The 12,943-nt window shown below is 63.0% G+C and carries 12 protein-coding genes; 5 read left to right on the top strand and 7 right to left on the bottom strand.

The features are described 5' to 3' along the window. Positions 1-44: 44 nt before the first annotated feature. The 6 genes from MHM97_RS17760 to dctP all read right to left on the bottom strand — a co-directional run bounded on the left by MHM97_RS17760 (position 45) and on the right by dctP (position 5,747). Positions 45-1,289, bottom strand: coding sequence for an NAD(P)/FAD-dependent oxidoreductase (locus tag MHM97_RS17760; RefSeq protein ID WP_239323930.1), 1,245 nt, complete (start codon positions 1,287-1,289; stop codon positions 45-47). Positions 1,290-1,385: 96 nt separating this feature from the next. Further along, positions 1,386-1,736, bottom strand: coding sequence for a RidA family protein (locus tag MHM97_RS17755; protein WP_239323928.1), 351 nt, complete (start codon positions 1,734-1,736; stop codon positions 1,386-1,388). A 35-nt stretch (positions 1,737-1,771) separates the two neighbouring features. Then, positions 1,772-2,800 carry a histone deacetylase family protein gene (locus tag MHM97_RS17750; RefSeq protein WP_239323926.1) on the bottom strand — a complete coding sequence of 343 codons (1,029 nt, stop codon included), beginning with the start codon at positions 2,798-2,800 and terminating at the stop codon, positions 1,772-1,774. Positions 2,801-2,818: 18 nt separating this feature from the next. Then, positions 2,819-4,105, bottom strand: coding sequence for a TRAP transporter large permease (locus MHM97_RS17745; RefSeq protein ID WP_239323924.1), 1,287 nt, complete (start codon positions 4,103-4,105; stop codon positions 2,819-2,821). A 4-nt stretch (positions 4,106-4,109) separates the two neighbouring features. Next, positions 4,110-4,673 carry a TRAP transporter small permease gene (locus MHM97_RS17740; RefSeq protein ID WP_239323922.1) on the bottom strand — a complete coding sequence of 188 codons (564 nt, stop codon included), beginning with the start codon at positions 4,671-4,673 and terminating at the stop codon, positions 4,110-4,112. A 72-nt stretch (positions 4,674-4,745) separates the two neighbouring features. After that, positions 4,746-5,747, bottom strand: a complete 1,002-nt coding sequence (gene dctP / locus MHM97_RS17735; protein WP_239323911.1) for a TRAP transporter substrate-binding protein DctP — start codon at positions 5,745-5,747, stop codon at positions 4,746-4,748. Between the two features lie 250 nt (positions 5,748-5,997). Between dctP and MHM97_RS17730 the strand changes: the two genes are divergently transcribed. After that, on the top strand, positions 5,998-6,981 hold the full coding sequence (locus MHM97_RS17730) for a LysR family transcriptional regulator (RefSeq protein ID WP_239323909.1): 984 nt from the start codon (positions 5,998-6,000) through the stop codon (positions 6,979-6,981). A 67-nt stretch (positions 6,982-7,048) separates the two neighbouring features. On the opposite strand, the gene MHM97_RS17725 is transcribed toward MHM97_RS17730, so the two are convergent. Beyond that, positions 7,049-8,074 (bottom strand): nuclear transport factor 2 family protein, encoded by a 1,026-nt coding sequence (locus MHM97_RS17725; protein ID WP_239323907.1) that lies wholly within the window; start codon positions 8,072-8,074, stop codon positions 7,049-7,051. Positions 8,075-8,250: 176 nt separating this feature from the next. Between MHM97_RS17725 and MHM97_RS17720 the strand changes: the two genes are divergently transcribed. The 4 genes from MHM97_RS17720 to MHM97_RS17705 all read left to right on the top strand — a co-directional run bounded on the left by MHM97_RS17720 (position 8,251) and on the right by MHM97_RS17705 (position 12,842). Next, complete coding sequence (locus MHM97_RS17720) at positions 8,251-9,297, top strand: ABC transporter ATP-binding protein (RefSeq protein WP_239323905.1); 1,047 nt, start codon at positions 8,251-8,253, stop codon at positions 9,295-9,297. A gap of 71 nt (positions 9,298-9,368) precedes the next feature. After that, on the top strand, positions 9,369-10,577 hold the full coding sequence (locus MHM97_RS17715) for an ABC transporter substrate-binding protein (protein ID WP_239323903.1): 1,209 nt from the start codon (positions 9,369-9,371) through the stop codon (positions 10,575-10,577). Positions 10,578-10,663: 86 nt separating this feature from the next. Continuing rightward, positions 10,664-11,686, top strand: coding sequence for a carbohydrate ABC transporter permease (locus MHM97_RS17710; protein ID WP_009178578.1), 1,023 nt, complete (start codon positions 10,664-10,666; stop codon positions 11,684-11,686). Position 11,687: 1 nt separating this feature from the next. Then, entirely contained in the window at positions 11,688-12,842 is a 1,155-nt protein-coding gene (locus MHM97_RS17705; RefSeq protein WP_239323901.1) for a carbohydrate ABC transporter permease, read from the top strand. Positions 12,843-12,943: the final 101 nt, after the last annotated feature.

Here is a 12,943-nt window from a genome sequence, read left to right as displayed (position 1 = left end):
CTGACGCGCGCTGGCCGGTTGTGGCGCGGGCCAGGGTCAGAACCCTAGGAGATAATGGCGGGGCGATGGGCGGGCGTTAGCGGCGCGCAGGCCTCATCGGCGTCCCCGTCCAGCATGTCCCCCAGGTGGCGCGCGGTGGTCGGCCCGAGGGTGAACCCCTGGTGCCCATGCCCGAAATGGAACCAGAGACGGTCATGTCTGGGCGCAGCGCCGACCATCGGCAGCATATCGGGCAGAAAGGGCCGTGTGCCGCGCCAGATCGGCCCAGCCTCGGTCACGCCGAGGTCGAGATAGGCCGAAAGCCCGCTGGCGGCCCGGTCAAGCTGGCGCACATCCGGCACCCGGCCGGAGGCTTCCAGCGCCACACCGCAGGTCATCCGCAAGCCGCCCTTCATACTGCACAGCACGACCCCGTGGCGGGCATCAAACACCGGGCGACGCAGCTGTGGCGCCTGCGGATACATGCGATGCGCGCCGTGTTTCATGATCATCCGCACCCGGTAGCCCAGTTGCGCCAGCAGGGGCGGCGTCCACGGCCCGAGTGCGATGACGGCATGTTCCGCACGCACCCGCTCCGCGTCGGTCTGCACCTCCCAGGCGTGGCCCGCACGGCGCAGCGTGCTGGCATCACCGCAGAGGATGGTGCCGCCCCGGCGACGAAACAGTTCCGCATAGCGGGTGACCAATTCACCGGGTGCAGTGCAGCTCCAGACCTCGCGCCAGTGGATCGCGCCGGCGGGCGGGGTGCGAAACATCGGCTCCGCCCGGCATAGTTCGGCACCATCGAGTGGCACCGCGTCGATCCCGTAGCGCTGTTGCAGCCGGTCGAGATCACGCGCCATGGCCTCGAATGCAATCGGGTCCTGAAACACCGACAGATAGCCCTCGCGCGCAATCAGATCCTCGGCGCCCGCAAGGCTGATCCAACGGTCGTGATCGGCGCAGGCGCTACGGATCAATTGCGCGTTTGGCTGCGACAGCACTTGATGGCGACGGGGGTGCGAATAACGGTAGTATTGCCACAGCGCGGGCAGCTGGCTGAGGACACCCCGCGGCGACCACACCACATCGTTGCTGCGCCCCAGCAGGATGTCGAGGATCTCGGGCAGCGCGCGGGGCATGGCGTAGGGCTCTGCCGCTTCGGCCTGGATCAGGCCCGCGTTGCCATAGCTGGTCTCCTGCCCCGGTGATTTGCGGTCAACAACCGTGACCGCATGCCCCCGCGCCTGCAACTCCAGCGCGGTCGCAATCCCAACCATGCCGCCACCAAGAACCAGAATTTCGGACATGAGAGAGGGCTCCTGTAGGCAAAGCGTATCCCGCACGCCCGCCGCAGGCCGCGAGCGTGGGGTGTGTTTCATGCAGGGGGCCACGGCCCCCGGAAATCAGCCTTTGGCGGCGATAACGAGGATCTCGACGGTAAACTCGGGCGTGGCGAGCTTGGATTCGCCACAGGCCCGCGCGGGCGCACGGCCTTCGGGGACCCAGGCATCCCAGACCGCGTTCATCTCGGCAAAGTCGCTCATATCGGCGAGCCAGATGGTGGCTTGCAGGATGCGCTCCTTGGAGGAGCCCGCCTCGGCCAGCAGCGCGTCAATCTTATCAAGGCAATCCTGCGTCTGCTGGGTGACGCTGGCCCCGGCGGTGCCGACCTGACCGGCGAGGTAGATGGTGTCGCCATGGGTGACGATCTGGCTCATGCGTTGGGTGGTGTGGGCGTAGGTGATATCGCTCATAGTCGTCTCTTATGGTTTGAGGATTAAAGGAAATCTCAGCGTGCGGCAGAGGTAAAACCGCCAAGCACGCGGGTGAGGTTATGGCCGAGGCTGTCGGAGATGTAACCGCCCTCCTGCACAAAAAGCGTCGGAAGGCCTGCGCGGGCGATCGCCTCGCCAATGCGGGAAAACCCGTCGCCGGTAACCTGAAAGCCCTGAAACGGATCGTCCTTGGAGGCATCAAGGCCCAGCGCAATGACCAATACGTCGGTGCCAAAAGCGCGAACGCGGTCGAGGCAGGTGTCGAGCGCGGCCAGGAAGGGCGCATCATCGGTGCCACGCGGCAGCGGCAGGTTGAGGTTATAGCCCCGCCCCCGGCCCTCGCCGCGTTCAGAACTGTGGCCCCAGAAGAACGGATAGAAGTCTGCCGGGTCGGCGTGGATCGAGAGTGTCAGCGCATCGTCGCGATCATAAAACAGCCCCTGCGTGCCGTTGCCGTGATGCACGTCCACATCCAGAATTGCCGGCCTGAGGCCCCGGTCCCGCAACAGCTGCGCGGCAATGCCGGAGTTGTTGAGGAAACAAAAGCCCCCCGCCATATCGCCAAAGGCATGATGCCCCGGCGGGCGACAGAGCGCATAGGCGGCGCGCTCCCCCCCCGCCACCAAATCGGCAGCGCTGACCGCGGTCTGCGCCGACCAATAGGCAGAGCCCCATGTGTCGGCATTGATCGGACAGGAGGTATCGGCCTGATGATAGCCCGCCTGCCCCAGCGCGGAACGCGGATAGCTGTCGCGGCGATCCCCCGGCTTGATGTGAGAAATCACCTCCGGGCCTGCGCCCTCAATCTCGGACCAGCGGGCATGGATCGTTTGCAGAAACGTCAGGTATTCCGGCGAATGCAGCGCTGCAATGGGGCCAAGGCCCGCGTCCTCGGGGGCGGTAAATGTACAGCCTGCGGCCTCCGCGCCGCTGCGCAGGATCTCGGTGCGTTCGGGCTGTTCGGGGTTTGGCTTCATCACCCCATAGGCCATGAACTGGCTGGGATTATGGGCGCGTTGGCGGGGATCATAGATCGCTTTCATGTCGGTCTCCTTGCGGCCTCAGCCAAAGACAAAATTGGGCAGCCACAGCGCCACGTCTGGCACAAAGGTGGTGATCAGCAGCGTCGGCAGCCATGCAAATGCGATCATGATGAAGGTGGGCTTCAGCATCTCGCTCACGGGCGTGTCGGTGACCTTTGCGCCTAGGTACAACAGCGGCGCGGTCGGCGGCGTGATATTGGCCATGCCGAGATTGACACCAAGGACGGCGGCAAAATGCACCGGGTCCATGCCGACGCTTTGCACGATGGGCAACAAGAGCGGCGCCGACAGCAACAGCCCCGAGATGTCATCCATCAGCATGCCGATAAGGATCATCACCAGATTGACCATCAGCAGGATCACGATCGGGTTGTCCGAGATCGAGAAGATCAGATCCTTGGCCATGCCGGGGATGTCTTCGAACACCAGAAAACGGCTGACGATCACCACCACAAAGACCATCAGCATCACCACGCCAATAGTGGTGCCAGCATAGCGCAGGGTCGGCCAGATGTTCTGGGGCGTCAGGCCGCGATAGATGAACAGCCCCACCGGAATGGCATAGATCACCGCCACGCCTGCGGCCTCGGTCGGGGTCATGATACCGCCGTAGATACCACCCAGGATAATGATCGGCATCAACAGCGCCGGAAAGGCCCGCCCACCGCGCCGCACAAATTCCTGCGGGTAGCTTGCCGGGCGTTCCAGCAGTTTCAGATCCGCCTTGCGCATCAGCACGTAGTTCACCATGCACAAAAGGGTAATCAGGATCAGCCCCGGCACCACGGTCGAGAGAAAACACTTGAGCACCGACTGCTGCGCCACCCAGGCATAAAGGATCTGCGATGAGGACGGCGGGATCAGAAGCCCCAAGGGACAGGCCGCCACGATCAGCGCCGCCGCCGGGCCGCGCGGGTAATTCGCGGCCTTGAGATGCGGCATCATGATCGAGCCGATACAGGTCAGCGTCGCCGCAGCCGAGCCGGAGATCGAGCCGAAGATGCCGCTGGCGAACACCGCCGCCGCGCTGAGGCCCCCGTGGATGCGCCCCACCAGAAGCTCCGCCACCGAGACCAGCGGTGCGGCGATCCGCCCCCGCTCCATGATGGCACCGGCGAGGATGAACAGCGGGATGGCAAGCAGGACGATGGAATTCATCTTCCAATGCCCGGTGGGCAGGAACCCGGTCACGTCATGGCCGCCAAAGACGCCGATAAAGACCAGCACGCCACCGAACGACAAAGGCACGCTGACACCAATCAGAAGCAGCACACACAGGATCAAAAGACTGCCGAGGATAATCATGGGGTCAGGCTCCTGCAGCAGGGTCGCGATCAGCGGGCACGGCAAAGCGTGACGCCGGAAGTTTCAGGAAAATATAGAGCCGCAGCGCGCTGTAGACCCCCATCAGGCCAAAGCCGACAAAGATCGCCGCACGCGGCACAAAGAACGGAATTTGCAGGGCAATCGTGGTCTGATAGCGGGGATAATCGCCGATTTCCTCGATCATCATCACCGTGGACCAGTAAAACAGCACCAAGGTCACCAAAAGCTCGATCCCGGTGATCAGGATCGCCCGCGCGCGCCGTTTGACGGGATCGAGGATCACAAAATCCAAGAGATCGGCGTTCACATGCACGCCCTCCCATGTGCCAATGGCGGCGGCGATGAAATAGAGCCAGAAACAGATGATCAGCAGCCATTCCTCATAGGCGAACAGATCGGCGTTAAAGCCATATCGGAACACCACCACGAGGAAGAAGGTCAGCGCCATGGCGATACAGCCAAAGCACACGTAGATCGTTTGCAGCCGCAACAGGATGCGGACCAGCTTGGCCAGCCCGGGCGGCAAATCCCGGCTCAGGTCTTTCATGATGCAGTCACCGTCTTGAGATCAAGGACAGACCCCGGATGACGGGGCCTGCACGCTGTCAGATCATTGGGATCAGTTGCTGGGGGCCATCAGGCGGTCGATCACATCCTGACCGACGATCTCTGCAATCCCCGGCCAGACGTCCTTGCGCACGGTCTCGGCAATGGCGCTGCGCTCGGCGTCAGAGACCTCGACCACCTCGTAGCCGGTTTCCTTGAGCTTATCGATATAGCCCGCTTCATTTGCCTTGGCCTCGGCAAAGTAGCTCTGCGCGGCCTTGTCAAACGCGGCCTGCACGGCGGCGCGCTGTTCGTCGTTCATCTCTTCCCATGTCTCCATGGAGGCGTAATAGGTGGTGTTCTCGACCACCGCGCCATAGGGGATGAAATACTTGCCAACATCCGAGGTCGCAAAGGCGCTATAGGCCAGTTGCGCGGTGCAGCAGATCGCGCCATCCACAACGCCGGACTGGATCGCCGGGAAGACCTCGCCCCAGTTCATTGTGGTCGCGTTAAAGCCCATGGCCTCCACGGTGTTCTTGATCACCTGACTGGACCAGACGCGGATGTTGACGCCCTTGTCGCCCACGGAGGTTGCGTTTTCGGGCAGGGTTTCGGCCACCACACCGATAAACCCTTCGGGCGCATTGGCGAGCAATTTCAGCCCCAGCCCCTCAAGCCGTTCGCCGAAGATCTCGTTAAAGGCGCTGTCCTTGTTGAGGTAGATATTCTCCATCTCGTCAAAGCTCGACACCAGATAGGGCAAGGAGTTGATCTCCAGCACCGGGTCACGGTGGGCATAGATGACGGAATGCACCAGATCGACATTGCCCCGCGCGGCGTCCTCGAACAGTTCTTCGCCGGAGCCAAGCTGCCCGGCCTCGAACAAGGTCACCGAGAGGCCCACATCGGCGCCTTCGATATCGGCTTCGATCTGTTTCAGGATGTCATTGCCGAAATGTTCGACCGGGACGACGCCCGCGAGTTTGAGCCGCATATCGGCCGCCTCCGCCGCGCCCAGCGACAGTGTGAAAGCAGCCGCCGTGGCTGCGGTGGTCCAAAGTGACTTACGCATGAAAATCTCCGTTCCCTGTTGTCAGTGCAACGCGCAACCGGATGGCCCCTCTGTCGGCTGGTGCCGCTTCTGCGGAGGGGCCGTGTCGCCACGTTGATCTTCCGTGAAATTTGCGGAGGGATCTGGAATAGATCAAATAGATAATTGATTAACCCGCCATAGATTTTCATAATACGACAAGGATTACGCATCCCGCCTGCCCCACAGGCCAAGGCCAGCCCCTCGCAATAAGGTATTGTTTTCAGAGAAGATGACGCAGCCCCCCTCCACCTCCGCGCCGCCACATATCGACCCCGAGCGTCTCACCCGAGAGATGAACTGGAACCTGTTGCGCACCTTTGTGGTGCTGGCAGAGAGCGGCTCCATCACCGAGGCGGCGGAGCGGCTGCGGCTGAAACAGCCCACGGTTTCGGTCGCCCTGAAGAAGCTGGAGGACCAGCTGGGCCAGCGCCTGATTGATCGCTCGCCGGGGCGGTTCACCCTCACCGAGGCTGGCGCGTTGCTCTATCGCGAGGCGGTGAACATCAACGGCTCCATTCTGCGGCTGGCGACCCTGATGCGCACGGTAACGCCAGAAATCAGCGGCCATGTGCGCATTGCCGTGGCCAGCCATGTGCTGTGTCCGCTGTTTGATGCGGTCATCGGCGATTTCTATGCCGACCACCCAAAGGCGAGCCTTGCCATCGACGTGATCACCAGCGGCGATGCGATCTCTGCGGTGGCGGCCAAACGGGTGAGCTTTGCCCTCGCATTGGTGCGCGAACAGGATCCGAACCTGCGCTACATCCCCGTCTATCGCGAGACATTTGCGCTGTTTTGCGGCCCGCGCCATCCGCTGTTTGGTCGCCGCGACCTGACGCTGGATGACCTCAAAGGTCACGCGGCGGTGGTGTTCGACAACGACCGGCTGCAAGACGCGCTGCAGGATGTGACCCTGCTGCGCGCCCGCGCCGCATTGGCGTCCCAGGTGACCGGCGTGTCGGAGAACCTCGAAGAGGTGCGCCGCATGATCATGGCTGGCCTCGGCATCGGCCCATTGCCAAAACATGTGGTGGCCCGTGATCTGCGCGACGGGTTGCTGTGGCAGGTGCCCCCGTTCGAGGACCTGCCCGAAGTGGATGTCTATCTGGTCTGGCACCCCGAAACGATCCGCAATCGCGCCGAGGACAGGCTGCTCACGGACCTGATCGCACGGCTGGAGTCCACGCCGCTGTCCGACCGTGTCTATGCCTGATCACCCCTCCCTGACAGCCCCGTCATCGCGCAGGGCGAGGAAATGCCCCTGAGCATCGGTGCGACGGTCAGGACCCTGCGCGCGCTGCGGGCGCGATCTGGGCCATCCGCCCCAGCACATCGACTCCTTGCTGCTTCCAGAAATGCAGCAGGTCGATAAAGACCCAGTTTTCCGCCAGCTTGTCCCCGTCGCGGCGATAGATGTCGATCACGCGGAACTCGCCGGGCTTGCCGGTGGCGGGCATGCCCATAAAACCGCCGGTCGGCACCGCGGTGAAATTTGGCCAGCCAAAGAAGCCGCCGAAATTGCCCTCGCCGATCCGGCAGATGTGTTGGGTCTTGGAACGCTCTGAAAACCCGGCGCGAAAGGGGCCGGAGTGCTGTTTGGCATAGCGTTCGATCGTGTAGGTGGCACCGATCCCCGCCGGGCCCCACCACAGCATGTCCTGGTGCCAGGTGCGGGCCAGCTCCTCTTCCAGCGGCAGCGCGCCCTGCCAGGTGCCAAGGTCGGTCACCATCCGCTGTATCAGGTCCAGCGTCTGCACCCCCGCGGCGGGGTACTGCGGGTCGAACATCACGCCATCATGGGTCTGCGGCCCCGGCTGCACCTGATGGCTGGCAGTCTGCGGCGGAAAGGGCTGTAGCCCGGCCTGCATCATCAGATGCGGGATGTCGAAATACATCGCCGTCTCGGTGATCTGGTCCCCTTCGACGCGGTGAAAGGCGCAGTAGCGCAGGAACACCAGCTTGCCCGTCGGCGCAATATTCAGCCATGGGCGGTCAAACAGCCCCATCAGATGCCCCATCGAGCAGACCCAGATCCCGCCCGGGTCCGAATAGTAGTTCTCGCCGGCCATAAACACGTCGAGCCGCCGCTGCATCCGGGTCAGCGCGCCCCTGAGGGGCTGCCAGAACGCTTGCGCCACCGCCTCCGGCCCGATGATTTCATCAAACGGATGATAGCCGCGCCAACGCAGATTCGGGCTGCAATATTGCGCCATAGCGGATGGAATCGCCGCCCCCTCGGCCCCGTCCAGGGCCCCGTAGAAGGCGCGCACCAGGTGTTTTGCGTGCTGGAGTTCTGTCGGTTTCATTTGGAAAATCAGCCCCTTAGATTTCGGATCGCGCCGCCGCCCCGCAGAGTTTTGCAAACGCTTGCAAAAACATCTTGCCAGATGGCGCTTCCTGTCGCTACCCTTTTTGCAAGCGCTTGCAATTTCAACCTTGAGATTATGACAGAGCGCAGCGCCATCAGACGCGGGGAGTATCAATGGCTGAAATCCAACTGCGCAATATCGGCAAGCGCTGGGGCAGTTTTGTCGGGGTGAACAACTTCGACCTGACCATCGCTGATCGCGAATTCCTCGTGCTGCTCGGCCCTTCCGGCTGCGGTAAGACCACCACCATGCGCATGATCGCGGGGCTGGAGGATGTGACCGAGGGCGAAATCCTGATCGACGGCAAGGTGGTGAACGATCTGGAACCCAAGGACCGCGACGTGGCGATGGTGTTCCAATCCTATGCGCTGTATCCGAACCTCAATGTCTATGAAAACATCCGCTTCCCGCTGAAGGTGCGCGGCATCGACCCGGCGACCCATGACGACAAGGTGCGCCGCGCCTCCGCCATGGTGGAGCTGGACGATTTCCTGCATCGCAAGCCGGCGGAACTGTCCGGTGGTCAGCGTCAGCGCGTCGCTCTGGCCCGCGCCATCGTGCGCGAACCCAATGTGTTCCTGATGGATGAGCCGCTGTCCAATCTGGACGCCAAGCTGCGCGTCTCCACCCGCGCCCAGATCAAGAACCTCAGCCACGAACTGGCCGTCACCACGATCTACGTCACCCATGACCAGATCGAGGCGATGACGCTGGCCGACCGGGTGGTGGTGATGAAAAAAGGCGTGGTGCAGCAGGTCGGCTCGCCCACGGAAATCTACGACCACCCGGCCAATACCTTTGTCGCCAGCTTCATCGGGTCACCCGCAATGAACCTGATGGAGGGCACCATCACCGGCGGCACCTTCCGCGCCAAACATGTGGAAATTCCCGGCCTTGACGCCAGGGACGGCCCGCTGACGCTCGGATTCCGCGCCGAGGATGCCAGCCTCGCCCCCGAAGGTCAGGGCCAGATCACCGCGCCGATCTACACGCTCGAACTCCTGGGCGATGCGACGATGATCTCGGTACGCGTCGGCGGGGCGCTGGTTTCGGTCAAGGCCGACAAGACCTTCCGCGCCGAAATCGGCGATCCGGTGCACCTCAGCGTGCCGCCCGCGATCTGCCACCTGTTTGATGCCGAAACCGGCGAACGCATCTGACCCATTCCAGAACAGACCGGGACAACCCGGCGGACCTCAACCCAACAGGAACCCCACAGGGAGCCAACTTCATGACACTCAAGACCATTCTGATGGCAGGGGCGCTGTCCCTTGCGGGCGCGGCGGCTTCGGCCTCTTGCGCGTTTGAAAACACCGTGCCGCTCAAATCCCTCACCGCCGGGTTTGAGGCCTGGAAGGCCGCGACCGATGCGATGGCGGAATGCGGCAACTTCTCCGCCTCGCTCGATCAGGAGTTCAAGGAAAAGCAGCCCGAGGCCTTTGCCGCCAACCCGGCCCTTTACCAGATCGGCGGCGTTGCGAACGAGACGCTGATCCCGCTGTTGAACGCCGGCACCATCCGCCCGCTGGATGATCTGGTGGCGAAATACGGGGAGAACCTGACGCCGAACCAGCTGATCAAGATCGACGGCGAGACCATGGCGATTGCCATGATGGTGAACGCCCAGCACCTGATGTACCGGCAGGACATCCTGGCTGATCTCGGCATCGAAGAGCCCAAGACCTATGCCGATGTCCTCGCCGCAGCCGAAAAGATCAAGGCGGCAGGCGTGGTCGACTACCCGCTGGGGGGCACCTTCAAGACCGGCTGGAACCTGGCGCAGGAATTCGTGAACATGTACCTCGGCGAGGGCGGCAATTTTGTCGACGCCGACAACAACCCCACCATCAACACGCCCGAAGGCATCAAGGCGCTGGAAACCCTGAAGGCGATGACCGCCTATATGGATCCGGAATATCTGGTGTCCGACTCCACCTACGTGCAGCAGCAGTTCCAGCAGGGCAAGATCGCCATGGCCAACCTCTGGGCCAGCCGCGCCGCCGCGATGGAAGACGAAGCCGAAAGCCAGGTGGTGGGCAAGGTCAAGATGGCCTCCGCCCCGATGGGCTCTGCCGCGCCTGCAACCTCGCTGTGGTGGGATGGCGTCGTGCTGGCCGCCAACATGAGCGATGAGGAGGCCGAGGCCGCCTTCAGGGTGGTGATGGAAGGGCTCGACACCGAAATGGTGCAGGCCAACAATGATGCCGCCGTCTGGCTGGTGCCCGGCTATGAGGCCGGACCGCTGGCCGCCGGGGCCGCCGCCTCTGCCGCCAACGGCGCCCGCCCCTACCCGGCTTCCACCGCGCTTGGCATCCTGCATTCCGCCCTCGGCAACGGGCTGTCGGCCTACCTGACCGGCGCCAAGGATGCGGAAACCACGCTGGCCGACATCGAGGCGAATTATATCACCGCCGCCAAGGAAGCGGGCCTCCTGGAGTAACTCTCCCCTCTCCTCGTCGACCTCGGGGGAGGCTGCGCCCTCCCCCCTTTTTCCCAGTCCCACGGAACCATGAGAAAGGCAGAGACATGAATTTCCGCACCTTTGCCGCCTTTGTCGGCCCCTCTGTCTTTATGATGCTTCTGTTCATCGCCTTTCCGCTGATCAGCGTTTTTGTGCAGAGTTTCTATGTCACCCAGACCGTCTATGAGGTGGTGGAGGTGGAAACCTGTACCCCCGGCTTTCTGACCCAGACCTGCACCACCGAAGAAAAGTCCGTCCCGGTTGTGGATGACAACGGCGACGTGATGACGCGCACCGAATTTGTCGGCCTGCAAAGCTACCGCAATGTGCTGGAGCTGGGCCGCGCGTGGGATGCGCTGAAATCCGGCAGCTGGTCGGCCTTTCAGACCATCGACTTCTGGAAGGCGCTGCGCTTCACGCTGAGTTTCACCCTCATCACCCTGCCGCTGAACATCGGCCTCGGCCTTGGCATCGCGCTGATGATCAACAACGCCGCCCGTGCGGTGCGCGGGCCGGTGATCTTCATCTCGCTGCTGCCGTTCATCATCACGCCGGTGATTGGCGCGCTGTCGATCAACTGGCTGTTTCGCGGCGACGGCATCCTGACGGCGGCGATGGAATGGTACTCGGGCCGCGACATCGCCATGTTCGCCCAGGCCTGGACCATCGAGCTGTTGATGATGCTCTACCGCGTGTGGCACGTCGCGCCCTTTGCGGCGATCGTCTTTTACGCGGGCCTTCAGACGGTGAATTCCGACAGTCTGGAAAGTGCGGTGATCGACGGCGCCTCGCGCTGGCAGCGGCTGCGGTTCATCGTGATCCCGCATCTGATGCCGCTGATCATCTTTGTGTCGATGATCCACCTGATGGACGCCTATCGCGTGTTCGAGGAGGTCGTCGGCTTCTCCTCCCAGGGGCACGTGATCTCGCTGCAATGGCTCACCTACGATTTCCTGGTGCCGGATCAGGCGGGCAACCGCTCCATCAGCCGCGCCTCCGCCAGCGCCATGCTGACCATGATCGGCATCACGCTCCTGCTCATCGCTCCCCTGCGCCGCACCTGGCGCGATCATAAAGGAGGCCACTGACATGTCGTCTCGTGCCATGCGCCAGCCCCTCAGCCTGCGTCTGACCTCCAACAGCCTCCTGATCCTGTGGTGCGTCATCGCCGCCTTCCCGATCTTCTGGATCACGGTGATGAGCTTCAAGACACCGGTGGATGCCTTTGATGCCAACGCGCTCAATGTGATCTTCGGCCCCGAAACCCGCGCCAAGGGGAATGGCGTGTCGCTCTTTGACATCTGCCTGCTGGGGCTTGCACTCTGGGGGCTGTGGCGGGGAGCGGCCCGGCTGCTGCCCGCGATGGTCCGGAGCTACGCCCCCGCCGGTGCGGTCTGGCTGGGCTGGCTCATTGGTGCGGCTGCGTTTGCTCTGGTCGCGCTTGTCACCCTGTTTGGCCTTCTGCCCGTGCTCTCGAACGCGCTGAACCCGGTGCTTGGAGCCTTTGGGGCGGATGTGATCGGCCTCACGACAGAGCATTACAAGACCGTCTGGATCGACCGGGGCTTTTCCAACAACTTCCAGAACTCGCTGGTGGTGACCGCAGGTGTTGTGACCGTGTCGCTCACCGTGGGCACGCTTGCGGGCTATGGTCTGGCGCGGTCCGGCTCGACGCTGGCGTTCTGGATCCTGATCGTCGCGCTGGTGTTCCGCGCCCTGCCCCATTCGGTGCTGGTGGCGGGCTATCTGCCGGTGTTTATCAATTCGTCCGAGTGGCTGGCACCGATCCTCGGAGAGAACGCGCCGACGCTCTATGGCAAGCCGATGGCGGTGATCGCGGTGCTGGTGGCAATCAACCAGCCCTTCACCATCTGGATGCTGCGGTCGTTCTTTCAGAACATCCCCGCCGATCTGGACGAGGCCGCGCGGGTCGATGGCTGCAACCATTTCCAGGCCTTTCGCCGGGTCATCATGCCGGTGATGTGGCCGGGGGTGATTACCACCGGGCTGTTCTCCTTCCTCCTGGCCTACAACGACTTTCTGGTGACCTCGCTTCTGCTCGATGCGCAGAACCAGACCATGGTTCCGGCCATCGCGGGCATGTTCAACCGCGAGACCACAACCACCGATCAGGTGGTCGCCGTGGCCGCCGCCGTGTCGATCACTGCGCCTCTGTTCATCCTTGTGATGGTGTTCCAGCGCCAGATCGTCTCCGGCCTCACCGCAGGCGCGGTCAAGGGATGAGCTGCGCTTTTCGCCATACGGCCAGCGCCCGCCACCCGGCGCTGAACCGCCTGCCACGGGATTTTCTGTCCGCAGGGAGCCTGCCCTCCCTCACCACAGAA

Origin of the sequence: Epibacterium sp. Ofav1-8 (genome assembly GCF_022348185.1) — a bacterium.
Classification (GTDB): Bacteria; Pseudomonadota; Alphaproteobacteria; order Rhodobacterales; family Rhodobacteraceae; genus Epibacterium.
Note: the sequence above shows the minus strand (reverse complement) of the source record. Positions and strands in the feature narration are given on the sequence as shown.